Origin of the sequence: Bacillus sp. FSL K6-1284 (assembly GCF_038002625.1) — a bacterium.
Classification (GTDB): Bacteria; Bacillota; Bacilli; order Bacillales; family Bacillaceae; genus Bacillus; species Bacillus paralicheniformis.
The window spans coordinates 2762956-2786336 of sequence record NZ_JBBOCW010000001.1 but is presented as its reverse complement, the minus strand read 5'-3'; the positions used below and the strand labels follow the sequence as shown (position 1 = coordinate 2786336).

Below are 23381 nucleotides of genomic sequence, written 5' to 3'. Positions count from 1 at the left end.
TAAATGATATGATGATAAGGGACAGTTTGGCCAGTTTGGAAAAAGGAGAGACAGAATGGCAAATACCATAAAACAGCATAAAAAAGAATCAGCGGTCAAAGTGGCGTTTCGGATCGTCATGATTCTCGTCGGGGCTGCCTGTGCAGCCGCCAGCATCGAATTATTTTTAGTGCCGAACAACATCATTGACGGGGGCATTATCGGCATTTCACTAATATTGGACTACATTTTTAAAGATACTCCGTATATCAACTTCGCACTGCTCGTCGTCGTTCTTAACATTCCGTTTATGTTTTCAGGCTACAAGCACATCGGAAAAACGTTCTTAATTTCAACCCTGATCGGAATCATCAGCTTATCAATTATTGAAACCTTGTTGCATCATGTAGAAGGGGTTACGACTCAGCCCGTTCTGGCAGCCGTATTCGGCGGTCTTCTGCTCGGATTCGGCGTAGGGCTTGTTATTCGTAACGGCGGTTCTATGGATGGAACTGAGATACTCGGCATTTTGCTTACGAAAAAGCTGCCATTTTCAGTCGGCGAATTTGTCATGTTCGTCAATGTCTTTATTTTTACGTGGGCAAGCTTTGTATTCGGCCTTGAGCAGGCTATGTTTTCGGTTATGACGTACTATATTGCGATGAAGACGATCGACGCCGTTATTCAAGGGCTTGATGAGACGAAAGCGGTCATCATCGTTTCAGATCAATACGAGGAGATTTCCGATGCGCTGCTGCATCGCCTCGGCCGGGGAACGACAAAGCTCAAAGGGAAAGGCGGCTATTCCGATGAGGATACAGAGGTGATTTATGCCGTTGTGACCAGGCTTGAAGTGACAAAGCTGAAATCGATTGTTTTCAATATTGATCACAATGCTTTTATAACGATTATGGACACGCACGAAACGCGTGGAGGAAAGTTCAAAAATGCCATCCATTAGGCTTTCATTTACTTTTTTTTAGTTTATATGTATAATTTAAAGATGAACTGGTCAATCGTGAAAATGGCTTGCTGCTTTTCGGCTGCCATTTTCTTTTTGTGCGATAAATCGTAATGATTCTGGAGAAGTTGAAGGTGAACGTATTGAAACAACCTATTATTGAAATGAAGCATGTATCATATTCCTATGATCATCGAAATGTGATAGAAGATATCAATTTAAACATTGAAGAAGGGACTTTTCTCGGCTTGGTCGGTCCAAACGGATCGGGAAAGACGACATTGCTGAAATGCATTCTGGGGCTGATTAAGCCGCAGACAGGCGAACTTAATTTGTTCGGCGTCCCTCTCAGAAAATTTAAGGACTGGAGCAAAATCGGCTTTGTATCCCAAAAAGCAAACAGCTTTAACACCGGTTTTCCCGCTTCCGTATATGAAGTGGTGGCAAGCGGTTTAACAGCGAAGCTCGGCTTATTCAGACGCATGTCCAAAGCCGATAAGCAAAAGGTGGATGAAGCGATCGAAGCCGTCGGCATCACGTCACTGAAAGACAGGAACATCGGCGAGCTTTCGGGGGGACAGCAGCAAAGAACTTTCATCGCGAGAGCGCTTGTGAGCGAACCGAAGCTGCTCATTCTTGACGAGCCGACGGTTGGAGTCGATCAAAAAACAGTTGAAGGGTTTTACAAGCTGCTGGAGAAGTTGAATCGTGAAAAAGGCATTACACTCATTCTTGTCACCCATGATGTCGGCACGGTTTCCGATAAAGTCACACACGTTGCCTGCATGAATAAACATCTTCATTTTCACGGCAATACAGAAGAGTTTGAGTCCATGACAGATCAAGACTTGTCTCAATTTTACGGGCATGATGTTCAAGCCATCAGCCACAATCACCATCATCATGGAGGACACGAATAATGCTGACACCTTTTTTTCATTATGAGTTTTTGCAAAACGCTTTTATTTCAGGAATATTAATCGGCCTCATCGCGCCCTTGCTCGGTGTATTCATCGTTGTCAGGCGCCTGTCGCTGATCGCAGATGCGCTCAGCCACGTCTCTTTAGCCGGCATAGCAGCGAGCCTGTATGCAGGCAAACAGTTTGCAGTGCTCGCCGGCGTCAGCCCGATCTATTTCGGAATGGCGTTTTCCGTTGCCGGATCTTTGATTATCGAGAGGCTGAGAACGGTTTATAAACATTATCAGGAGCTGGCGATCCCGATTATCATGTCGGGGGGAATCGGGATTTCCGTTATTTTTATTTCACTTGCGGACGGATTTAATACGGATCTGTTCAGCTATCTATTCGGCAGCGTCAGCGCTGTTTCGCGGGAAGACATGCTGGTGATCGTCGGAATTTCCGCGGCCGTTTTGATTGTGGTATTTTCCCTTTTTAAAGAGCTGTTTCTTCTGTCGTTTGATGAAGAGCATGCTAAAGCTTCGGGGATTTCCGCAAAGTGGATTCATTTTATATTTATTTTGATCGTTGCGCTTGTTATCGCCGCCTCTATGAGAATCGTCGGTACGCTTCTCGTTTCAGCGCTGATGACGCTCCCTGTCGCTGCGAGCATGCGCATTGCCAAGGCGTTTAAGCAGGCGATCTTCTTATCGATCCTATTCGGTGAACTTTCCGTCATCGTCGGCCTGGTGCTTGCTTATCATCTCGATCTTGCGCCGGGGGGAACGATCGTGATGCTGTCGATCTTTATCCTGATACTGTGCATCAGTTATAATAAAATCAAAAGGAGGATTCGCCGTGAACGTACAGGAAGCGCTTGATTTACTGAAGGAAAAAGGATATAAATATACAAGCAAACGGGAGGATATGCTTCAGCTGTTTAGTGATTCTGATAAATATTTAACGGCGAAAAACGTCCTTTCCGCTTTAAACGATGATTATCCGGGGTTAAGCTTTGATACGATCTACAGGAATTTGTCGCTGTTTGAAGAACTCGGCATTTTGGAAACGACTGAGCTTTCCGGTGAAAAGCTGTTTCGCTTTAAATGTTCTTCTGCTCATCACCACCATCATTTTATTTGCATGATGTGCGGCAAAACGAAGGAAATCGAGCTATGCCCGATGGAAAAGCTGACAGACGATCTTGACGGCTACCAGATCAGCGGCCACAAGTTTGAAATTTACGGAACGTGCCCGCGATGCGAAGAAAAAAGCGCAGAAGCGCAGTAAAGAAAAGCGGCATATGGCGTTAAAAAGCCATATGCCTTTTTAACGCAAAAAGCATGTAAGGGACTTTATCTTACATGCTTTTTGCGCCTTTAATCGTTTTCTCGTTCTTTTTCAGCCATTGGGCGGCTTCAAGCCAGCTGTCGACTCTGACGATGTTTGAATCGATCGGAAGCTGATTATACGGCGTATTAAACAACAGAACCGGAATGCCTGCTTCTTTTGCAATCATGGTTGCATTCCCGTGATGGTCCTCAAAGAAAACATCGATCTTATGCCTGAAGACGGCTTCCAGTTTATCGTGACCGCCGACAAGTTCTATATGGTCATAGTGAATGTCGCGTTTCTCGAACCAATCAAAGGTGATATCCTCCAGATGGTGTCTTCTTGCCGTAATGTATATCAGCTTATGCTGCTTTTTCAGCTCATCCAGCGTCTGTTTGGCATATTGAGCCAGCAATGCTTCCTGATAGATGCGGGGCTCGTTTTCGTTCATCCATTTCCAAAAATCTTCCTGGGATATATTCAGCAGCTTTGTTAAGTCATATTCCTTAATATCTTCCAATGTAATGGAGAGGCTGAACGACTCGTTCAAATAGGGAACAAAAGTATCCTGGGCAGTGATCGTTCCATCAATATCGATTCCTAAATGTAACATGTCCACACTCCTTATCATCCATTCCTCCAGTGTATCATAATCTTTTAACATTTACAGTAAAGTTTAGCAAACATGAATCGGGCTAAAATGCTTAAACTATAAATGCTCCTTTATGGATTAAAGAGGGGGGATATCGAATGGAAAGAGATCAAAATGTTCGCGGTCGTAACCGGGCCGGTTATGATGCTGACCTAGTCGATGCGACTTTAGATAATGATGACTTTTTAGAAGAAACAGCAGCAGAAGTTGCCCCGACTTATCGTACGGATAACAGGGACAACGGTGACGCGCGTAACGATGCCGATGCTGCCGGCGGACGCGTAACCGGGTATATCGCGCTTGCGCTTTCGATTATTTCCTTGTTTATGCTTCCAGTGCTGTTAGGAATTGCAGGGATCATTGTCGGTTATATAGCCAGAAGACAAGGAGCAGCTGGCTTAGGAGCATGGGCAATGGGTATCGGTGCAGTTTCCTTGGTGCTTGGCATATTCATCACCCCGTTTTTCTAACGGAAAAAGCTTGACGGATATCCGTCAAGCTTTTTGATTATGTGTTTAATTTTTCTTTTTCGGCCGCTTGTTTGGCATAATGCTCTTCGGCGAGCTTGTCGATTTCTTTTTTCAATTCCTCGACCATCGTTTCCTCAGGCACTTTCCGGACGATTTCGCCTTTGCGGAACAGGAGGCCTTCGCCGCGTGCGCCGGCAATCCCGATATCGGCTTCACGCGCTTCTCCGGGACCGTTGACGGCACAGCCGAGAACGGCAACTTTAATCGGCGCCTTGATTTTAGCGATGTAATCTTCGACTTCATTGGCGATGCTGATCAAATCGATTTCGATCCGGCCGCAAGTCGGGCAGGAAATCAATGTCGCGGCATTGGAAGCGAGCCCGAAAGATTTCAGGAGCTCCCTGGCGACTTTTACTTCTTCGACCGGGTCCGCGCTTAAAGAAATCCGCAATGTATTGCCGATTCCTTTTGAAAGGATCGCGCCGAGACCGGCGGCGCTTTTCACCGTACCTGCAAACAGCGTACCCGATTCGGTGATGCCTAAATGAAGCGGATAATCGAATGCTTTTGCCGCTTTTTCGTACGCTTCAATCGCCAGATTGACATCAGACGCCTTCATGCTGACGATGATATCGTGGAAATCGAGATCTTCAAGAATTTTAATGTGGTGCAGTGCACTTTCGACCATGCCGTCTGCTGTCGGATAGCCGTATTTCTCAAGGATTCGTTTTTCCAGAGAGCCTGCATTGACACCGATCCGGATTGGAATGCCCTTTTCCTTCGCTGCATTGACCACCGCTTCAACCTTTTCGCGGCGGCCGATGTTTCCCGGATTGATGCGGATTTTATCGGCTCCGCCTTCGATCGCTTTTAAAGCCAATTTATAGTTGAAATGAATATCCACGACAAGAGGGATGGATATCCGCTTTTTGATCTCAGGAATCGCGTCTGCAGCACGTTCATCAGGACAGGCGACGCGGACGATTTGACATCCCGCTTCCGCGAGTCTGTTGATTTCGGCGACGGTTGCTTCAACGTCATGTGTTTTTGTTGTTGTCATGCTTTGAATGACGACTTCGTTATTGCCGCCTATTGTTAAAGGTCCCACTTTAACGGGACGCGTTTTTGTACGATGTGTGATTTCACTCACTTGAATTCGCTCCTTAAGTATAATTCGGAGGCGGTTGCTCCTTTTCTTATACCAAATCGTTTACAAGTCTTATTGTAACAGCCCGTTCATGAAACTGACAAGAAATTAACGCTTATTCAGGATAAACGGGAAACTTGTAGGTGATGCCTGCTTGAATGCGGCTCGCCTTCACACTCGGATTCAGCGCTTCAAAATCTTCGGCTATTTTGTCGGCCGGAACGGCGCTGTTCCCGATAATTGAAAATACGGTCTGTCCGGGTTTGACGGTAACGGTCTTATATTGCAGGCTTGCAGCCGGAGCTTCTGCTGCCATGGTTGAAGCCGGCAAGGCGTTTTGAGGGATGGTGCCTGATTTCAAGTCATAATAAACAATGAACAGGGCGAGTAAAATCGAAAACAGCACAATCACACGTTTCATCTGATTTGTCCCCATTTCGTGCATTTTTTATTATGTTACGCTTGTCCCTCTTTCAACATGACAATAAATTTGCTCCTGCCCGTTTTACCTTGCTGCTTTAGAAGACGGCGTCTCTTTAATGGCGAGAAACAGGATGATAAAGTTCACAAACCAGTTCAGGAGAAACTGACTTGGAACCACTGCCTCCAGCGCGTCCATAATTGCAAAAAACACGGTCGCGAGCGTGATCGAATAAGCAGACATCACCCAAAGGTGCTTATAGGAGAGCATTTTCTTCTGTCCATTGCGAATGATCAGCCCGATGACGGCAAGAACCGAGACATCAATGAATTTTCCGGCTGCCGTCGCCAAAAACAGCAGAACGCATAAGACGGGAACAATCACCGATTTATTTTGATCAACTAAAGAAAGGATATCGTTCTTGGACATGTCTTCGGGAAGCATGGTGTACGGCATTTCCTGAACTTGGCCGTCAATGGCGATGACGAACTTATCTTTCAGAATGCCGACGGAATTCCGTTTGTCTTCGATCTGTTTTGTTTTATAAGAGCCGCTCGGATCAAAAACGATGACAAATCCGAATGACTGTGATTCAATCGCTTTCTTTGCATCTGTTTGCAGTGAGCCGTCTTTTATGGAGAAAGCGGGGAATTCTTTTACAGCTGACTGAAAGCTGTTCATTGTATTCACCACTCCGCTGCTGATATGGTAAAGGTTCGGGAGAGCGGCGATGATGCTGAGCAAAAATACGTATAAAATCGTTTTCCCTATGCCTTGGAAACGCATTTTGCCAATCGCGTGAGGGGAATATGTACTTTTAAAAAATCGCTGAAATAAATTCATTCGTTTTTCACTTCCTATTTCTATAATGTATCTGCATTATTGTATCGTCACAAAAGGACGAATACAAGAAAACTTATCGATCAACAGGGGTTCTGGAAGTTTCCTTTTGGAAAAATGGGTATAATATGAAGCATCACAATCGATTGGAGGAGATTCGGATGGATGTTTTATATTGGATCATCATTGCGGCGATGTTCGTCATTGCGTTCATCGGCCTTGTTTATCCCATCATTCCGAGCGTCGTTTTCATCGTAGCCGGCTTTGTTCTATACGGTTTTTTATTTACATTCGGGCATTACTCCTACCTGTTTTGGATCATTGAAGGCATTTTTACAGCCGTATTGTTTGCTGCTGACTATATTGCAAATCTCCTCGGTATTAAGCGCTTCGGCGGCAGCAGGGCGGCGATATGGGGCAGCACAATCGGCCTTTTGATCGGGCCTTTTGTGATACCTGTGGCGGGCATTATTTTGGGGCCGTTTGTCGGGGCCTTGGCGGGTGAGATGATTGTCCATCAGAAGGATATGAAAACAGCGGCCAGAATCGGGATCGGTTCATTGATCGGATTTATTTCAGGCGTTTTTGCGAAAAGTGTGATTCAGCTGATAATGATCGGCTACTTTTTATATACTGTGCTCTAAAATTTTCCCGTCCATGTTTAAAAAGAAGGGGAAAAGGATAAAGTTTAGTGAGCGCTTGAAATGCAACTGTGATCATTTTGTGAGCATTTCCATTGAAACAAGCCTTTTCTTTTGATACATTGAAAGAGGAAAGGCTTGCTAAAGGCGGCATTTCAATACATACAAATTAAGGAGGAATTGATATGGCTTACAAACTTCCAGAATTACCTTATGCTTACGATGCGTTAGAACCTCACATCGACAAAGAGACGATGAATATTCACCATACGAAGCACCATAACACATATGTTACAAAATTGAACGAAGCGGTGGCAGGCAAACAGGACCTTGAAAGCAAATCTGTTGAAGAGCTTGTTGCAAACCTTGATGCTGTACCGGAAAACATCCGCACAGCTGTCCGCAACAATGGCGGTGGACATGCCAACCACTCATTGTTCTGGAAACTTCTTTCTCCAAACGGAGGAGGCGCTCCGACTGGTGAATTGGCAGAAGCGATCAACAGCAAATTCGGCAGCTTCGATCAATTCAAAGAAGACTTTGCCGCTGCAGCAGCTGGCCGTTTCGGCTCCGGCTGGGCATGGCTTGTTGTCAATAACGGAGAGCTTGAAATCACAAGCACGCCAAACCAAGATTCTCCTCTTTCAGAAGGCAAGACCCCTGTCTTAGGTCTTGACGTATGGGAGCACGCATACTACCTGAATTACCAAAACCGCCGTCCAGATTACATTAAAGCATTCTGGAACGTCGTGAACTGGGATGAAGTTGCACGCCTTTACAGCGAAGCAAAATAATCCAGTTTGAGAAAAGAGGCCCGCGAAAAGCGGGCCTTTCAGATTGTTGATAAAATCCCAAAACGACTTTTTGTTTTGGGATTTTATCATCCCTTTTCAGCGTGATTGAAAACCCTTGCAGTCTAGGAAGGCCGAGCATCGGAGCGGAGCGAATGTTGGATTCGTGAGTACCGACGCGCAGGCCTGACAACGAATGCGAGGGTTTGTCGACACGCTGAGAGGCCCGCGGAAAGCGGGCCTTTTTATGTTGTTCGCGAAGCGGAGCGGCTGTTGAAGGACCGGCAAAAAGCCGGTCTGTTTGTTTTTCGTTTCTTTTGCTCTGAAGTACATAACTGACTTTTGATGAGACAGACTAATGATGATCAGTAAAGGGGAGTCAGTTATGAGCAGAATCAAAAACATAATAGGCGATGTTGAAGTAAACAGGGACCTCCTGCTGCTACTTGCAGTCGGCGGCCTTTATTCTCTTAGCATTGCCCTTTCCAATACGTTTGTGAATGTATATCTGTGGAAGCAGTCCGGACAGTTTGTCGATTTGGCCATTTACAATTTGTCGATCGTCGTGATGCAGCCTATCATCTTTATGTTTGCAGGCCGCCTTGCTAAAAAAATCGACAGGGTGTTTATACTCAGGTTTGGCGTTTCGTTTTTGGCTGTATTTTATTTAACCGTGCTGTTGGCGGGGGAGAATGTGGGATCACGGCTTGTGCTGCTCGGCAGTGTGCTCGGAATTGGCTACGGATTTTATTGGCTTGCGTTTAATGTCCTGACATTTGAAATCACTGAGCCGGACACGAGAGATTTTTTTAACGGGTTTCTCGGCATTTTAAATTCCGGCGCGGGAATGATCGGTCCGATTGTCGCCGGCTATGTTATTTCATGGCTTGCTGACAACACGGGGTACACGGTGATTTTCAGCCTGTCTTTGGCTTTATTTTCAGTGGCTGTCATCACGAGCTTTTTTTTAAAGAGGCGTGAATCGCGCGGCCGCTACATTTTGAAGAAAATCTGGGCGGAACGAAATTCAGACCCGAATTGGCGCAGCATTACAAATGCTCATTTTTTTCAGGGGCTGAGAGAAGGGATTTTCGTTTTTTTAATCAATGTCTTTGTCTTTATTACGACAAAGAGCGAGTTGGCATTGGGGAAGTTCGGCTTGATTAATTCAGCTGTTTCTTTTTTTGCATACTATTTCGCAACGCGGCTTATTAAAAAAGGAGCGCGCAAAAAGGCGATTTTAATGGGCGGTCTCATCCTGTTCGGCGCTCTCTTTCTGATTTTGTTTCATATGACGTATGTGACGCTGCTGCTGTATGCTATAGCGATTGCGATCGGCTATCCGATTTTGCTCGTACCGTATTCATCGCTCACATATGATGTGATCGGTAAAGCAAGGTATGCCCGGAAAGCGCGGATCGAATATATTGTCGTCAGAGAGGTTTTTTTAAACATCGGACGGATTGTCTCGATCTTGGTCTTTTTGCTGCTCGTGTCGCTGCTGAAAGAAGACCTGGGCATTCCGGTTTCCCTCGTTTTGCTGGGGGCAGGCCACACGCTGATCTACTATTTCGTCAAAGATATCCGTCTGACAGAGCCCGCCCGCGAAACGGTCGGAAAAGATGCGCATAAACAAACAGCTGAACCCAATTATTTAGAAGGAAAAAGGTAAGCCGCAAGGGAAAATAGTAGAAAAATGCCGAAAAAAACTTTACAATAGATTTGGCACCTTTTCATAAGGTGTCTTTTCTTTATTTCAAAAAGGTGATGCTAATGATGAACAAAAAAATGAAAACTGAAAAACGCAAATCGCTCCCCATTAGATTGAACATATTGTTCCTGCTCGCTTTTATTATTTTCACCATCGTCGTCGTGCGCCTCGGCATGGTGCAGATCGTCTTTGGCGAAGACTATACGAACGAAGTGCAGAAGCAGGAAGAAGTCGATGTCTCGACAAGCGTTCCGCGGGGGAAAATATATGATCGGAACTTAAACACGATCGTGAAAAATAAACCGATGAATGCCATTACATACACAAGGACATCATCGACCTCTCAAAAGGACAGGCTTAAAATAGCAAAAAAACTTGCAGAAATGATCAAAATCGATACAGATAAAATAACGGAGCGCGATAAAAAGGACTACTGGATTTTAACGAGGCCGAAAAAAGCCGAGAAGCTCATCACCGATCAGGATCGGAAAAAAGTTAAGGACGGCAAGCTGAAAGAAGACGATTTATACCAGCTGCAGCTTGACAGGATCACGGAAGATAAACTGAAAGAACTGACAGATCAAGATTTGAAAGTCTTGGCAATCAAGCGTCAGATGGATTCTGGATACGCGTTGACTCCGCAGTATATTAAAAACAAGGACGTAACCGCAAAAGAAATGGCGGTTGTCAGCGAACACCTGGACGAGCTCCCTGGAGTCGATGTGACGTCAGATTGGAAGCGGGATTATCCTTATAACGGTCTGCTCAGAACGATGATCGGCAGCATATCTGATTCAAATGAAGGGCTTCCGAAAAGTCTGCTTGATCATTATTTGTCGCTCGGCTACAACCGGAATGACCGGGTTGGAAAAAGCTACCTTGAAGCCGAATATGAAAATGTGCTTCAGGGACAGAAAGAGAAAGTGAAAAATATTACCGACAAATCAGGGGACATCGTCGATACGGAAGTCATTTCAGAGGGGAAAAGCGGAAAAGATTTAGTCTTGACGATCGATGTTGATATGCAAAAAGAGATTGAAAAAATTATCGAGGATGAACTGAAGTCTGCCAAAGCCCAGCATAGCGCTCCGCTTCTCGACCGCGCATTCGTCGTCATGATGGACCCGCGAAACGGGGAAGTGTTATCGATTGCCGGCAAGCAGCTTAAAAACGAAAGCGGCAAATTAAAGGTTGACGACTATGCCCTCGGCGCGATGACGTCTTCTTACGCGATGGGCTCGGCTGTCAAAGGGGCCACTGTTTTAACAGGTTTGCAGACGGGAGCCATTAATTTAAATACGACTTTTCTTGATGAACCGCTTTGGATCGGTGACTCGCCGAATCCGAAAAAGTCATGGAGAGTGGGCTTGGGAACACTGGGTATCCAGGGAGCGCTTGAACAATCTTCAAACGTGTTCATGTTTAAAACAGCGATCGCCCTTGGTAAAGGTCAATATAAGGCGCACCAGCCTCTCAATCTTCAAACAAAAGCATTTGACACATTCAGGTATTATTTCAGCCAGTTCGGCCTCGGCGTCAAAACCGGAATCGATCTGCCAAATGAAGCAACAGGCTACAAAGGATCTCAAAGACTGCCTGGTTTCTTGCTTGACTATTCCATCGGACAGTATGACACATACACACCGCTGCAGCTGGCTCAGTACGTATCAACGATTGCCAATGGCGGGTACCGCATGAAGCCGCAGCTCGTGAAAGAGATCAGGGAGCCTGATTCGAAAAAAGGAATCGGGGCCGTTACACAGTCCGTGCAGCCTGAAGTATTGAACAAATTAGACATGAGCGATCAATATATTAAAGAAGTCCAAAACGGATTCAGGCGCGTAATGACAAAAGGTACGGCAGCGGGTCAGTTTGCTTCTGCTTCATATAAACCAGCAGGAAAAACAGGAACGGCCCAGTCTTTCTATGACGGACCGGACAAATCGAAAACGGGAACACCGACATACAATACAACGCTTGTTGCCTACGCTCCTTACGATAATCCTGAAGTCGCAATTTCCGTCGTCGTTCCTTGGGTTTATAATGACTATGGCCAAAGATATTCAATTACAAACGAACTCGGCCGGAAAGTGCTTGATAAGTATTTTGAACTGAAATCAAAACAATCGAAAGAAAATACCGCCGAAAAAAATAAAGACAAAATCGAAAAAGAAGCTACAGAATAGGACTTTTTCATTAAAACACCTGCATTGAACCATGCAGGTGTTTTTTTGTGCGCAACTTCCTTTCACCCGCATTCTATACAAAGTTCAAGCTTATTTTACAAAACCTTAATAATTCATTTAAACAAGATTAACACTGAAAAGTTACGCTATACCCGTAGGACAAATTACACATTTACGCGGGAGGATTAAGAAGTGAAACCATTTAAAAAAATCACACTGATGTTCATCATGTCCGTTTTAGTTGTCTTCGCAGCAGCTTGCGGAAGCAGCAGTACAAACAACAATGCAGACGAAGGCAAACAAAGCGATAAAGCAGAGAATAAGGCTTCAGGTTCTTTGACGATTTCGGGTTCTTCGGCGATGCAGCCTCTTGTTTTAGCAGCGGCTGAAAAATTCATGGATGAAAATCCTGATGCCGATATTCAAGTTCAGGCTGGAGGTTCTGGCACAGGTCTTTCCCAAGTGGCTGAAGGCACAGTCCAAATCGGCAACTCCGATGTCTTTGCCGAAGAAAAAGAAGGCATTCCTGCCAAAGAACTTACCGATCATCAAGTTGCGGTTGTCGGAATGGCAGCTGCGGTCAATCCTGAAGTAGGCATCGATGACATTTCGTTAGAGGATCTCAAAAAGGTATTCACAGGTAAAATCAAGAACTGGAAGGAACTAGGCGGGAAAGATCAAAAGATTACGCTTGTCAACCGTCCTGATTCTTCAGGAACCCGCGCGACTTTTGTTAAATATGCACTTGACGGAGAAACTCCGGCTGAAGGAATCACGGAAGATTCTTCAAACACAGTGAAAAAGTTAATCGCTGAAACGCCTGGAGCAATCGGATATCTTGCGTTTTCTTATATCAAGGATGACACTGTCACTCCGCTTTCAATCGACGGCGTTAAGCCGACAGCCGAAAATGTACAAAAAGGCAAATTCCCGATCTGGGCATACCAGCATTCTTATACGAAAGGCGAGCCTGAAGGCTTGGCGAAAGAATTCCTCGACTATTTGATGAACGATGACATTCAAAAATCCATCGTGACGGAGCAGGGCTACATTCCAGTAACAGACATGGAAGTCAAGCGCGATGCGAATGGAAAGCAAACTGATAAATAATTGACAATAGAAGGCGGGAAAGTGTGCTCCTGACACTTTCCCTCTTATGACTTGTTCTTATAGGAGTGTAAAAAAATGGTTCAAAAAATAGAGAAACTGTCCGCAAAAGAGCGGCTGATCAGCTCCAAGCATAATCGCAAAATGGATGAAATCCGCGGGAGGATTTTGGTTGCGTCGTGCGCGTTTATCATGATGGCGGCGGCGATTTCGATCACAATTTTTCTCGGAAATAAGGGGTTGCAATCTTTTCTGGCCAATGGTGTAAGTCCAATTGAGTTCTTAACCAGTCTAGATTGGAATCCAACGAACGAAAACCCTGAATACGGAGCCCTTCCGTTTATACTCGGATCTTTTGCAGTGACCCTTCTTGCATCTTTGATTGCTGCACCGCTTGGAATAGGAGGTGCGATTTTCATGACGGAAATCGCGCCATCATGGGGCAGAAAAGTACTGCAGCCGGTTGTCGAATTGCTTGTTGGTATTCCTTCCGTTGTTTATGGATTCATAGGCCTTACAGTGTTAGTGCCGTTCATTTCACAGTTTAAGTCAAGCGGATCGGGCCACAGCCTTCTGGCGGGAACGATTGTCCTGGCTGTCATGATTTTGCCGACGGTCACTTCTATTTCAACGGATGCGCTCATGTCGCTGCCGAAAAATCTGCGCGAAGGATCATACGCATTGGGCGCAACCCGCTGGCAGACAATCCGAAAAGTGCTGATACCGGCAGCGCTGCCTTCGCTTCTGACAGCCGTCGTCTTAGGAATGGCGAGGGCGTTCGGCGAAGCGCTGGCCGTGCAGATGGTCATCGGAAATTCCCGAAACCTGTTTGAGAGCCTTTTAGACCCTGCGGGGACATTAACAACGATTATAACGTTGAATATGGGCCATACAACATACGGAAGCGTGGAAAACAATACGCTCTGGTCAATGGGCCTTGTCCTTCTGATCATGTCGTTCTTGTTCATCCTGCTCATCCGCTATCTGTCATCCAGGAGGAAACTGTAATGAACAGCAAAGTAACAGATCGTTTAGCAACCGGTGTTTTTGGATTGATTGCTGCGGTAATCGCCGCCATTCTTGTCGGTTTGTTCACTTATATCATCATCAATGGTGTTTCACATATCAGTCTCAGCTTTTTAACTTCGCGTTCCAGTGCGCTTTCAAGCGGCGGCGGAATCCGCGATCAGCTGTTCAACTCGTTTTATATTCTCGCACTGACGATGCTGATCACGGTTCCCCTTGGAGTCGGCGGAGGAATTTATATGGCTGAATATGCGCCCGCCAACAAATTGACCGATTTTATCCGTGTCTGTATTGAAGTTTTGTCATCCCTTCCTTCGATCGTCATGGGGATGTTCGGCATGCTGCTGTTTGTTAATTTGACCGGATGGGGGTACAGCATTATCGGCGGAGCGCTTGCTTTGACGATTTTCAACCTTCCCGTCATGGTCAGGGTGACAGAGGATGCGATCCGCTCTGTACCTAAGGAACAAAAAGAAGCTTCCCTTGCTTTAGGTGTGTCCAAGTGGCATACGATTAAAACGGTCTTGATCCCTGGTGCGGTGCCGTCCATCATCACAGGGGCGATTCTTGCGTCGGGCCGCGTATTTGGCGAAGCTGCCGCTTTGCTGTTTACAGCCGGACTAACCACGCCGAGACTGAATTTCGCCGATTGGAATCCGTTTTCTGAGACCTCGCCGCTCAATATTTTCAGACCGGCTGAAACGCTGGCCGTTCACATTTGGAATGTAAACACACAGGGGATCATCCCTGATGCTGAAGCGATCGCAAACGGGGCATCCGCCGTTCTTGTACTGTCCGTCTTGATCTTTAATTTGGCAGCCCGATGGCTCGGCTCTTTTATTCATAAAAAGTTAACGGCAAACAAATAAGAAGGAAGGATGAAATCATATGGTTCAGGTTCAGATGCCGGTTTTGGAAACCGTGCGCGACACTATCGGAATCGCTCCGTTTCCTGAAGCGAAAGAACATATTTTAGAAGTGAAAAATTTAAATATTTACTATGGAGAAAAGCGGGCCGTCAACGACATTTCCATGCATGTTGACAAACATGCCGTTACGGCTTTGATCGGCCCGTCAGGCTGCGGAAAATCGACTTTTTTAAGAAGCATCAACCGGATGAACGATCTGATTCCATCAGCCAGAACATCCGGAGAAATACGATATGAAGGACTTAACATCCTTGATTCCAATATCAATGTCGTCAATCTGAGAAGGGAAATCGGAATGGTATTTCAGAAGCCGAATCCCTTTCCAAAATCGATTTACAGCAACATTACCCACGCTTTAAAGTATGCGGGCGAACGGCGTAAATCCGTGCTTGATGAGATCGTGGAAGAAAGCTTGAGGAAAGCCGCGCTGTGGGATGAAGTGAAAGACAGGCTGCATGAGTCGGCTTTTTCGCTGTCAGGCGGGCAGCAGCAGCGCCTCTGCATCGCCCGGACGCTCGCGATGAAGCCTGAAGTCCTGCTTTTGGATGAGCCTGCTTCAGCGCTCGATCCGATTTCAAATGCGAAAATAGAGGAATTAATCGTCGGTTTAAAAGAGGAATACTCGATCATCATTGTCACGCATAACATGCAGCAAGCTTCAAGAATTTCCGATCAAACGGCATTTTTCCTTAACGGAGATTTGATCGAATACGATCGTACGGAAAAGATCTTTATGAATCCTTCAGAAAAAAAGACAGAGGATTACATCAACGGCAGGTTTGGATAAGGAGGGGCCGGTATGAGCGCTGTAACAGCCGTAAAGCCAAAAGATGTGTACCAGATCAATGATTTGAATTTATGGTACGGCGAACATCACGCATTAAAGAACATTAACTTGACAATACCCGAGTACGAAATTACCGCCATCATCGGTCCGTCAGGCTGCGGAAAGTCGACCTTCATTAAAACGCTGAATCTCATGATCAATATGGTTCCGAATGTCAAAATGACCGGAGAGATCAGCTACAACGGAACGAACGTACTCAACAGCAAAGTCGATCTTGTTGAGCTGCGGAAGAAAGTCGGTATGGTGTTTCAAAAAGGAAATCCGTTTCCCCAGTCGATTTTTGATAATGTCGCATACGGACCAAGGATCCATGGACTGAAAAACAAAAAGGAATTGAATGAGAGGGTGGAAAAAGCGCTTGTGGATGTGGCGCTGTGGGATGAAGTGAAAGACCGCCTTCATTCCCAGGCGCTCGGACTTTCCGGGGGGCAGCAGCAGCGCCTCTGCATCGCAAGGGCGCTGGCCACCAATCCGGACGTTCTCTTGATGGATGAACCGACATCAGCTCTTGATCCAGTTTCGACTTTGAAAATTGAAGAGCTGATGCTCAAGCTGAAAGAGAAATACACGATTGCAATCGTCACGCACAATATGCAGCAGGCATCGAGAATTTCCGATCAAACGGCATTTTTCCTCATGGGCGAGCTGATTGAGTGCAACGATACGGTCAAAATGTTTTCAAGTCCTGACGACTATCGGACAAAAGATTATATTACAGGCCGGTTCGGATGAGAAAGAGGCTGCCGCTTTAAAGCGGCAGCCTTTTTTGCACCGGAGCGGAGGCAATAAAAAAGCAGGCTGGTACGAAGGGGACCGGTCCCATAAGATGAGACAAATAAAAAACACCTTCAAAGTTGAACGGATAGTTGTTATCCGAAATAAGACGTGGAGGTGTTTTTTCTATGGGGACAAGAGTGAATTATCCGGTTGAAGTCAAACGGAAGGCTTTAGAAATGAGATTGGTAGGCGTACCTAAGAAAGAGATCATGCAGAAATCGAATATCAAGAATAAGGCGCGGGTTCAGGCATGGGGCAGGTGGTATAAGGCTGCGGATAAACACTGATTCGAACAGCCTGTTGGAAAACAATATACTTATCGAAAGGATCCCGAGTATTCTTCTGAATGCAGGCAGAAAGTCGTTAGCTGAAACAACAAAATGAAGTTTTAAAAAAGGGGGTAGTCCCAGAGGCATTCTTTTCGATTTTCACGAAACAATTCAACCTTAAATTTACCTTAATAAATAAAATCCCATATTGACCAAACATTGTAAAAGGTGATATGTTTTTAATAGAATTACCAAAAAATACTTTTGTTTATATAAGGAGCATTTATGGATAATAAACAAAACTTTATTACTCTCGTACATCATTTCATATTTTCTCCAAAGGACTTTCTTTCTATCAAGTATTCTAGCGATAAGAATTATCGTCATTCTTGGTTTGTCTTCCTAGCTGTATTGTTTCTGTTCTTAGGCTTTTATTTAGCTATCTTCCCAACACTCTCTACCTTGATTAATAATTCATTTCAAGACAATGGAATTGATTATACAACTGATATGAATACACTCATTATGATCATTACATTAGTATTAGGTATTATTCAATTTACCTCGATGGTTCTTGTAAGCTTTTTTATTATACATATTATTGGGATATTAATTGGCGGGACCGCTACAGCCAAAGAATTTTTCCCTAGTTTTATTTATTCAATCATACCTATAGGCATCAAATTTACAATACTCATTATTTTTTCTTTCTTTTTAGGTAGTGATTTCGCCTTTTCAGTTATTTACCCAAATTCTCAACAGCCGCTAGATATTATCTTGAATATTATTATCGACCCTTTCTTTTGGTGGTCTACTATTCTAGGGTGTATTGCCTTAAAAGTAATACATCAAATTTCTTATAAAAAAACCATCATAATCATTAGCATTACAATGTCTTTAGGTATTATTTCTCTTTTTTCAACAAGTTTATTTTTATAAACTGAAAGGAGGTGAGATTTCAAGATGAAAAATAGCAATCTTTTTAAAATTGCAAGTATTACAGGTGTAGTTTCTCTCTTTGCCATTGCTACTTTCCTTATGGGCTCGTCAGAAGGTATTGCAGGTTTAGCTTCTATTGACTTTAGTTCAGGTCATCAGTTCGCTTTAGACCTTGCAACAAACCTAGGAATTAGTAAAAAAACAGCCTATGTAGCAATCGGTGTTATTATGACAACAGGCGATGTATTAACAATTCTCAGCCTATTGGCTGTTGTTTTGGGCGGAACTGGTCTAATTACAGCTGCAATGGTAGCTACAGCGAAAAAGCTAGCTAAAAAATACGGCAAGAAATATGCTGCTGAATGGTAAGATGCTCAAAAGGAAGAGATTGAGGAGTATAATTATACTCCTCCTTATTTTCGTTCTAGGAGGAATATACACATGCTCAACAAAAGGGTTCTCATTGCAAACTTTAAACTAACCTATAGACGAACTTTAAATCGCTTGATTTATTTTTTCCCATCAAGCGAAAATTTACTTAAATCAAATAAAATTCTATTTGTCTTTGCGCCCTTTTTCTTGGTGTATATATTTATTCTATATAAAGCCTCACAGACTCTTTTAACTGGAGTTCCAGAGCATATTCTAACTCTAGGTACTAACTTTATCATTCTCTTTTTTGTTTTGAATATATTAAAATCATCGACTGATATCATACATCGATATGTATATCCTGAAGATTTTCTTCTTCTTCATACTTTAAAAACGGATCCCAAAAAAATTTTATTATCAAGATTCTTCACAACAATTTTTCTAAACATCCTGTTTAAATTAACAGTAGTGTTATTCCCTATACTCTTTTTTATAAATTTTTCTACACATGACCGTATATATCTTTTGTTATCATTTCCATCACTGCTAATATTTATTGTTGGACTGACAAGTCTTTATTCATCGCTTACATACATCGTTTATTCTAAATTTCTACATAACATTTTAAATTCACGATTAAAAAGCTTGTTATCCCTTATAGGAATTGCCTGTATATCTGCCATTTCAACTACTTTTCTTGGTTGGATTGGACTTAATTATTTTTATCAAAATGATCTCCTCGAAGCTATTGGCAATTTCATATATCTATTCAAATTAGATACGATATTAACCACCAATTGGCTGCCTACAAATTGGTTTTTACTTTCAACAAGTGATATACATTTATTTTTTTTATGTTCTATAGGTTATATTGCTTTAGGTTGCCTTTTCGCCTTTATTACCTTTCATTTAATTTTGAAAGTATTGATTATAAAAGAAGCAGTACCTAATAATCTTTTGCCAAAATTAAAACCAATCAAGTTGCCTTTTTTAAGTTTCTTACAAAAGACCTTACCACGGCAAAATATTGCTATTCTAAAGAAAGACCTTACTGCATTATTAAGAGCTAATTTTACAATAAAAAAACGACTGGTACTTTCCATTAATATGATTGCAGTAGAACTAGGTGTATTGATAGGTCTTAGTTTAAATCAAAAGTGGTTTGATTTCTCAGACATTTTTGTTATCTACCCAATTTTATTTGCTGTGACTTATAATACATCTTTATTAGGAGAGGGATTACTTGGCGTAACTTCAGCAGATGCAGAGCGTGAGAACCTTTACGTTTATAAGAGCTCGGGTGCTTCTATTTTTAAATTGATCGCAGGAAAATCTTTATTGCACTTATCTGTGATTCTTATTTTAATGAATACGTTATTTTTATTCATCTTATTGTTATTCAACTTAGATATTATGACGCAGCTTATATTGTTCATCATGATTAACTCCATCAGTCTTATCATAGGGGCTGGACAAATTATTGGAACATTTCTCTATCCTCGTTTAGATTGGGAGAACTTTGAAGACATTGGTTCATCTGTTAAAGCATCATTTTTTGAACATACTATTCTCGGAGTGTTACTGGCATTTTACCTTCAGTTGTATGGTATCACAGGCGTTCTCGTTACTTTTAATATTATTAATAGGGGAGTATTCTTTTTAATCATTGTGACAGGTACCATTTTATTTGTTATAGGTATTGGAGTCTTTTATTATTTTTGGATTAAAAGAATAGGAACGAAAAATTGGGAGATGAAAACATGAACATTGAAAATGTGTCTTTCAAATATAAAGATAAACTGATCCTTGAATCTATTAATTTAAAGATAGAGAAAGGCAAAGTTTACGGCTTACTTGGACCAAATGGAGCTGGTAAATCAACTCTTTTAAAATGTATCCTTGGTATAGTGAAACCTTACGAAGGTAAAATCACTGTCAAAGGAGAAACCTTGGAATCTGAAAGATCCTCTTACCTTAAATATATAGGATACGTTCCAGACGCACCTTTTATCTATCATTATTTAACACCTAGAGAGTACCTTGAGTTTGTTGCTGATTTACAAGAAGTCCCTTATGAGATTAAAAATGATAGAATAGATCTTTTGTTAAGTCAATTTAAATTGAAAGATAATGAAAACGACATGATATCTACATTTTCTTTTGGTATGAAACATAAGTTATCTGTTGCAGGAGCCATAGTTCATGAACCAGAAATATTAATATTAGATGAACCATTAGGGGCATTTGATCCCCCCACTACAAAGATGATGAAAAGTTTTCTCAAACGTTATGCTGAACAGGGGAATACTGTCATCATGTCTACACATCTTGTAAACATAGCGCAACAACTATGCGATAAGGTTGGTATACTGATTAATGGTACTTTAGTTAAAGAATATAATCACCTGACAGACATAAAGGATTTTGAAGATTTGATTATAAGGGATATGGATACGATACTAAAATGAAGGAATTAATAAAAAGAAATAAGCGTATACTCTATATAGCAAGCTCCTTTTACATAGTGGGTTTAGTTCTTGGTGTGATTTTTAACAATATTCTACCTAGCCTTAGTCAAGATAATGTTCAAAATATCACAGTATCAGGTTACTTTACACATAATTTTGCAGCAAATTTATTTCTCATTTTTTCAATGTTTACATTTGGAATTTTGACATCTATCTTATTACTATTGAATGGCTTCTTAGTCGGTCTATCTTCTTTACATAGTATCACTGACCATGGAAACGATGTCTTATTTATATTAACTGCTTTGGTTCCTCACGGTATTTTTGAGATTCCGGCAATGATTTTGTCGGGAGCACTTGGTTTCAAATTGTTAGATTACGTGTATATGAAGATAAGGGGTATTTATTTTTCAAAAAAACAGTTTTTACAAGATTTTTTGTACTTTGTTATTATACTTTTTTTATTGACATTACTTGCTGCTGTTACAGAAGCATTAATAACACCTTATTTACTTAACAAATTAACATTAGGAGGCTCTTATGTTCTTTAATAAAAAGCAGATAGATAAATTACTGGATGATCATACAGAAGAAGAACAAAAAGAAACGAAAAGTAAAGTTAATACTTCATTTATAATAGTATTTTATTTTTCAATACTACTATCAATCTGTACTGTCTTTTTTGATTATAGGTACTTTTTGATTGCTTTGTTTGGCCCGACCATTTTAGTAACTTTTATATCCCCACCTTTCCAAACCAAAAAAGGTATTTATAGAATTTTTTCGGCCATATATTTAATACTTTTAATTACAGTTACTTTCTTTTGGTTAAATTGATTGCTTAATTCTCAATCAAAAAACGTCCTTAATGGATGTTTTTTTATATCGTTTAAATTAATAATTTGAATTGCTTTTTGACAAGTTCCACTCCGTACTACGAATGGGTTCTCCATCTTTTTTATTGTATAGGTATGTAAACGGTTTCTGTAGGGGGAGGGCTTATGTTAACGTTTACTGGTTTGCTGGTTTGGGGAAAGCAAGTCCGACCATGGTGCCTTTGATAGGGGTGCTTATTGCTGGATTTGGCATCAATGATATTTAAAGAAGGGATTATCAAAGTACTGCCAGTGGCGACCATGTTTATCTTCGCCACTTTAATTTTTGCATTTTACAAGACACAGGATTCTTTGAACCTCTAATCAAAGCATTAAACAGCTGACAAAGGGGAATGTTGTCACTGTTTCCATGGGTACAGCTGCAAGTGGGATGATCTCACACTTAGATGGTGCAGGAGCCACAACCTTTTTATGAACTGTACCCGCACTGCTTCAGCTTGTAAAAATTACATATGGGTCCTTGCTTACTGTGCGATCAAGGTTAAGTGTATACATCTTATGAGTATCAGAAAGCTATTAATATAATGCCTCCATCGGATCGTTTCATTCCTCACTAAAGTCTGAAACGTTTGATCTTAACAGCATTGATCGAACTACGACTGCCATCGTAGAACACACTGTTAAAGAAATACATTCATTATTTTAACAATATTCGTATTAAAACAAAACTAAACAACCAATCACCGGTAAACTATCGGGAATTGGTTGTTTAAAGGTGTTTTTAAATCCTGTCTCAAAACGGGGGTCAGTCCCGTTCCAGCCTGCTTTTTTATTTGGACAGTGTTTTGACGATGTTTTTCAAGCTGTCACCGCGCTTCAGTTCGTACTTACCTGCGCGGATTTTAGATTCGTTTCCGGTCTTTTTTACATAATCTTTGAAGTCATCGGCAGATGAAATCACTTTTCCTTTTGCAAGGAGGTCTGCTATCTCAGCCGTGCTCATGCCGCTTTTGATTTCAAGCTTATACTTGGAATCTTTTTTTTCTGCTTCCTTCTCTTTTTTGTTTTGAGACGAAGCATCCTGCTTCAGAGCGGTCTCTTTATAATGGAGCAGCTGCTGGTATTCTTCGCGTTTCAGCGAAACCTGCTGGTTGTCCTTTAAATAGGTTTTGACATCGGTTTCGCTGATGTTTTGAGCGTCTTTAGAAGCTTCAGCTTTTCCGTTATCTGTCAAATAAAATGCGCCTGCAAGAACGGCGGTAGCCAAAATTATTCCACCGGCAAATGCTTGTACACTTTGTCTGGTCATACAAGCACCCTCTCATTGTCTTTAATGATCGCTTTCACATCTTCGACAGATACGTGCTCAGCTTTAGCGATGGCGTCTACAGACATGCCGTTTTGGTATTTTGAAAGAATCTGCTTCGCAATATGCTGGCTGATGCCGGCATTTGGTCTGCGGACGACCACATTTGAATCGAGGAGCTCTTCCTCAAGCACGGTCATCTTCTTTTTCAATTTATAGATTTCCTGCATGGCGGACAGCTGAAGGGTTTCCAACTCCTGTTCAACTTCCTTGATCGGTTCTCTTTGAAAATATGAGAATGCAATCAGCGCAATGCTGACAACGAGCAGCGCAATGATAGCAATTTCCACGTTCATCACCTTCAATTCTAATTTTCTCCTTCTTTTTTATACCATAAAAACGCTTGCTTCAAAAGGAGTTAATGCAAAAAATAAAAATTTTGTCGAAGAATTTTATTTTTGTTGCGCCTGCGGGG

At 42.4% G+C, this 23381-nt stretch carries 26 protein-coding genes and 2 pseudogenes; 22 read left to right on the top strand and 6 right to left on the bottom strand.

Features of this window, described 5'->3' with window-relative positions:
• The first annotated feature begins 55 nt into the window (after positions 1–55).
• The 4 genes from MHB72_RS14250 to MHB72_RS14235 all read left to right on the top strand — a co-directional run bounded on the left by MHB72_RS14250 (position 56) and on the right by MHB72_RS14235 (position 3129).
• Positions 56–940 (top strand): YitT family protein, encoded by an 885-nt coding sequence (locus MHB72_RS14250; RefSeq protein ID WP_026579292.1) that lies wholly within the window; start codon positions 56–58, stop codon positions 938–940.
• 143 nt (positions 941–1083) lie between these two features.
• On the top strand, positions 1084–1860 hold the full coding sequence (locus tag MHB72_RS14245) for a metal ABC transporter ATP-binding protein (protein WP_023855223.1): 777 nt from the start codon (positions 1084–1086) through the stop codon (positions 1858–1860).
• Positions 1860–2720, top strand: coding sequence for a metal ABC transporter permease (locus tag MHB72_RS14240; protein WP_340903097.1), 861 nt, complete (start codon positions 1860–1862; stop codon positions 2718–2720). Before MHB72_RS14245 ends, MHB72_RS14240 begins: the two co-directional genes overlap by 1 nt.
• Positions 2698–3129: a Fur family transcriptional regulator gene (locus MHB72_RS14235; RefSeq protein ID WP_023855221.1), complete on the top strand. Its 432-nt coding sequence runs from the start codon at positions 2698–2700 to the stop codon at positions 3127–3129. The genes MHB72_RS14240 and MHB72_RS14235 overlap by 23 nt, the downstream gene beginning before the upstream one ends.
• Positions 3130–3199: 70 nt before the next feature.
• On the opposite strand, the gene MHB72_RS14230 is transcribed toward MHB72_RS14235, so the two are convergent.
• Positions 3200–3784, bottom strand: coding sequence for a 5' nucleotidase, NT5C type (locus MHB72_RS14230; RefSeq protein ID WP_026579293.1), 585 nt, complete (start codon positions 3782–3784; stop codon positions 3200–3202).
• Positions 3785–3921: 137 nt separating this feature from the next.
• Between MHB72_RS14230 and MHB72_RS14225 the strand changes: the two genes are divergently transcribed.
• Complete coding sequence (locus tag MHB72_RS14225) at positions 3922–4293, top strand: hypothetical protein (protein ID WP_023855219.1); 372 nt, start codon at positions 3922–3924, stop codon at positions 4291–4293.
• A gap of 37 nt (positions 4294–4330) precedes the next feature.
• Here the strand turns inward: MHB72_RS14225 and ispG are convergent, their stop codons facing one another.
• The 3 genes from ispG to MHB72_RS14210 all read right to left on the bottom strand — a co-directional run bounded on the left by ispG (position 4331) and on the right by MHB72_RS14210 (position 6704).
• The gene (gene ispG / locus MHB72_RS14220) at positions 4331–5449 is read right to left on the bottom strand and encodes a flavodoxin-dependent (E)-4-hydroxy-3-methylbut-2-enyl-diphosphate synthase (protein WP_085959519.1); all 1119 of its coding nucleotides are present in this window, start codon (positions 5447–5449) and stop codon (positions 4331–4333) included.
• 106 nt (positions 5450–5555) lie between these two features.
• Positions 5556–5861 carry a LysM peptidoglycan-binding domain-containing protein gene (locus MHB72_RS14215; RefSeq protein WP_254122022.1) on the bottom strand — a complete coding sequence of 102 codons (306 nt, stop codon included), beginning with the start codon at positions 5859–5861 and terminating at the stop codon, positions 5556–5558.
• 84 nt (positions 5862–5945) lie between these two features.
• The gene (locus tag MHB72_RS14210; RefSeq protein WP_105981083.1) at positions 5946–6704 is read right to left on the bottom strand and encodes a DUF1189 domain-containing protein; all 759 of its coding nucleotides are present in this window, start codon (positions 6702–6704) and stop codon (positions 5946–5948) included.
• A 158-nt stretch (positions 6705–6862) separates the two neighbouring features.
• Here MHB72_RS14210 and MHB72_RS14205 point away from each other — a divergent pair, with 158 nt between their 5' ends.
• The 17 genes and pseudogenes from MHB72_RS14205 to MHB72_RS14125 form a co-directional block, all read left to right on the top strand.
• On the top strand, positions 6863–7345 hold the full coding sequence (locus MHB72_RS14205) for a DUF456 domain-containing protein (protein WP_023855216.1): 483 nt from the start codon (positions 6863–6865) through the stop codon (positions 7343–7345).
• Between the two features lie 182 nt (positions 7346–7527).
• Positions 7528–8136, top strand: a complete 609-nt coding sequence (sodA, locus tag MHB72_RS14200; RefSeq protein ID WP_023855215.1) for a superoxide dismutase SodA — start codon at positions 7528–7530, stop codon at positions 8134–8136.
• Between the two features lie 382 nt (positions 8137–8518).
• The gene (locus tag MHB72_RS14195) at positions 8519–9805 is read left to right on the top strand and encodes an MFS transporter (protein ID WP_340903094.1); all 1287 of its coding nucleotides are present in this window, start codon (positions 8519–8521) and stop codon (positions 9803–9805) included.
• Between the two features lie 101 nt (positions 9806–9906).
• Positions 9907–12030 (top strand): peptidoglycan D,D-transpeptidase FtsI family protein, encoded by a 2124-nt coding sequence (locus MHB72_RS14190; RefSeq protein WP_035338382.1) that lies wholly within the window; start codon positions 9907–9909, stop codon positions 12028–12030.
• Between the two features lie 192 nt (positions 12031–12222).
• Positions 12223–13140, top strand: a complete 918-nt coding sequence (locus MHB72_RS14185) for a phosphate ABC transporter substrate-binding protein (RefSeq protein ID WP_023855212.1) — start codon at positions 12223–12225, stop codon at positions 13138–13140.
• A 75-nt stretch (positions 13141–13215) separates the two neighbouring features.
• Positions 13216–14145, top strand: coding sequence for a phosphate ABC transporter permease subunit PstC (pstC, locus tag MHB72_RS14180; protein ID WP_003183532.1), 930 nt, complete (start codon positions 13216–13218; stop codon positions 14143–14145).
• Complete coding sequence (gene pstA / locus MHB72_RS14175) at positions 14145–15032, top strand: phosphate ABC transporter permease PstA (protein WP_025811149.1); 888 nt, start codon at positions 14145–14147, stop codon at positions 15030–15032. The genes pstC and pstA overlap by 1 nt, the downstream gene beginning before the upstream one ends.
• Before the next feature lie 34 nt (positions 15033–15066).
• Positions 15067–15879, top strand: a complete 813-nt coding sequence (gene pstB / locus MHB72_RS14170) for a phosphate ABC transporter ATP-binding protein PstB (protein ID WP_043054596.1) — start codon at positions 15067–15069, stop codon at positions 15877–15879.
• Between the two features lie 12 nt (positions 15880–15891).
• Positions 15892–16671: a phosphate ABC transporter ATP-binding protein PstB gene (gene pstB / locus MHB72_RS14165; RefSeq protein WP_023855209.1), complete on the top strand. Its 780-nt coding sequence runs from the start codon at positions 15892–15894 to the stop codon at positions 16669–16671.
• A 170-nt stretch (positions 16672–16841) separates the two neighbouring features.
• Positions 16842–17113: pseudogene (locus tag MHB72_RS14160) on the top strand (IS3 family transposase); the annotation flags it as partial.
• A 157-nt stretch (positions 17114–17270) separates the two neighbouring features.
• Positions 17271–17924: a YIP1 family protein gene (locus MHB72_RS14155; protein WP_020452201.1), complete on the top strand. Its 654-nt coding sequence runs from the start codon at positions 17271–17273 to the stop codon at positions 17922–17924.
• Positions 17925–17948: 24 nt separating this feature from the next.
• Positions 17949–18293 (top strand): uberolysin/carnocyclin family circular bacteriocin, encoded by a 345-nt coding sequence (locus MHB72_RS14150; protein WP_020452200.1) that lies wholly within the window; start codon positions 17949–17951, stop codon positions 18291–18293.
• 72 nt (positions 18294–18365) lie between these two features.
• A complete protein-coding gene (locus MHB72_RS14145) occupies positions 18366–20060 on the top strand; it encodes a hypothetical protein (protein WP_020452199.1) in 1695 nt (564 codons plus the stop codon).
• Entirely contained in the window at positions 20057–20764 is a 708-nt protein-coding gene (locus MHB72_RS14140; RefSeq protein ID WP_020452198.1) for an ABC transporter ATP-binding protein, read from the top strand. The genes MHB72_RS14145 and MHB72_RS14140 overlap by 4 nt, the downstream gene beginning before the upstream one ends.
• Positions 20761–21315, top strand: coding sequence for a stage II sporulation protein M (locus MHB72_RS14135; RefSeq protein WP_026579300.1), 555 nt, complete (start codon positions 20761–20763; stop codon positions 21313–21315). Before MHB72_RS14140 ends, MHB72_RS14135 begins: the two co-directional genes overlap by 4 nt.
• Entirely contained in the window at positions 21305–21601 is a 297-nt protein-coding gene (locus MHB72_RS14130; protein ID WP_020452196.1) for a hypothetical protein, read from the top strand. Before MHB72_RS14135 ends, MHB72_RS14130 begins: the two co-directional genes overlap by 11 nt.
• 544 nt (positions 21602–22145) lie before the next feature.
• Positions 22146–22373, top strand: a pseudogene (locus MHB72_RS14125) (IS3 family transposase); the annotation flags it as partial.
• A gap of 56 nt (positions 22374–22429) precedes the next feature.
• Here MHB72_RS14125 and MHB72_RS14120 read toward each other — a convergent pair.
• Both MHB72_RS14120 and MHB72_RS14115 read right to left on the bottom strand, forming a co-directional pair.
• A complete protein-coding gene (locus MHB72_RS14120; protein WP_216920055.1) occupies positions 22430–22909 on the bottom strand; it encodes an endolytic transglycosylase MltG in 480 nt (159 codons plus the stop codon).
• Positions 22906–23256: a hypothetical protein gene (locus tag MHB72_RS14115; protein ID WP_011198121.1), complete on the bottom strand. Its 351-nt coding sequence runs from the start codon at positions 23254–23256 to the stop codon at positions 22906–22908. Before MHB72_RS14115 ends, MHB72_RS14120 begins: the two co-directional genes overlap by 4 nt.
• Positions 23257–23381: the final 125 nt, after the last annotated feature.

Excerpts from the sequence above, each read along its gene's own strand:
- MHB72_RS14190 (WP_035338382.1), top strand. The coding sequence starts at position 9,907 with ATGATGAACAAAAAAATGAAAACTGAAAAACGCAAATCGCTCCCCATT.
- MHB72_RS14130 (WP_020452196.1), top strand. The coding sequence starts at position 21,305 with ATGTTCTTTAATAAAAAGCAGATAGATAAATTACTGGATGATCATACA.
- pstA (WP_025811149.1), top strand. The coding sequence starts at position 14,145 with ATGAACAGCAAAGTAACAGATCGTTTAGCAACCGGTGTTTTTGGATTG.
- MHB72_RS14230 (WP_026579293.1), bottom strand. The coding sequence starts at position 3,784 with ATGTTACATTTAGGAATCGATATTGATGGAACGATCACTGCCCAGGAT.
- MHB72_RS14155 (WP_020452201.1), top strand. The coding sequence starts at position 17,271 with ATGGATAATAAACAAAACTTTATTACTCTCGTACATCATTTCATATTT.
- MHB72_RS14240 (WP_340903097.1), top strand. The coding sequence starts at position 1,860 with ATGCTGACACCTTTTTTTCATTATGAGTTTTTGCAAAACGCTTTTATT.
- MHB72_RS14140 (WP_020452198.1), top strand. The coding sequence starts at position 20,057 with ATGAACATTGAAAATGTGTCTTTCAAATATAAAGATAAACTGATCCTT.
- MHB72_RS14225 (WP_023855219.1), top strand. The coding sequence starts at position 3,922 with ATGGAAAGAGATCAAAATGTTCGCGGTCGTAACCGGGCCGGTTATGAT.
- sodA (WP_023855215.1), top strand. The coding sequence starts at position 7,528 with ATGGCTTACAAACTTCCAGAATTACCTTATGCTTACGATGCGTTAGAA.
- MHB72_RS14205 (WP_023855216.1), top strand. The coding sequence starts at position 6,863 with ATGGATGTTTTATATTGGATCATCATTGCGGCGATGTTCGTCATTGCG.
- MHB72_RS14195 (WP_340903094.1), top strand. The coding sequence starts at position 8,519 with ATGAGCAGAATCAAAAACATAATAGGCGATGTTGAAGTAAACAGGGAC.
- MHB72_RS14120 (WP_216920055.1), bottom strand. The coding sequence starts at position 22,909 with ATGACCAGACAAAGTGTACAAGCATTTGCCGGTGGAATAATTTTGGCT.
- MHB72_RS14250 (WP_026579292.1), top strand. The coding sequence starts at position 56 with ATGGCAAATACCATAAAACAGCATAAAAAAGAATCAGCGGTCAAAGTG.
- MHB72_RS14135 (WP_026579300.1), top strand. The coding sequence starts at position 20,761 with ATGAAGGAATTAATAAAAAGAAATAAGCGTATACTCTATATAGCAAGC.
- MHB72_RS14210 (WP_105981083.1), bottom strand. The coding sequence starts at position 6,704 with ATGAATTTATTTCAGCGATTTTTTAAAAGTACATATTCCCCTCACGCG.
- MHB72_RS14145 (WP_020452199.1), top strand. The coding sequence starts at position 18,366 with ATGCTCAACAAAAGGGTTCTCATTGCAAACTTTAAACTAACCTATAGA.
- pstB (WP_023855209.1), top strand. The coding sequence starts at position 15,892 with ATGAGCGCTGTAACAGCCGTAAAGCCAAAAGATGTGTACCAGATCAAT.
- MHB72_RS14150 (WP_020452200.1), top strand. The coding sequence starts at position 17,949 with ATGAAAAATAGCAATCTTTTTAAAATTGCAAGTATTACAGGTGTAGTT.
- pstB (WP_043054596.1), top strand. The coding sequence starts at position 15,067 with ATGCCGGTTTTGGAAACCGTGCGCGACACTATCGGAATCGCTCCGTTT.
- MHB72_RS14215 (WP_254122022.1), bottom strand. The coding sequence starts at position 5,861 with ATGAAACGTGTGATTGTGCTGTTTTCGATTTTACTCGCCCTGTTCATT.
- pstC (WP_003183532.1), top strand. The coding sequence starts at position 13,216 with ATGGTTCAAAAAATAGAGAAACTGTCCGCAAAAGAGCGGCTGATCAGC.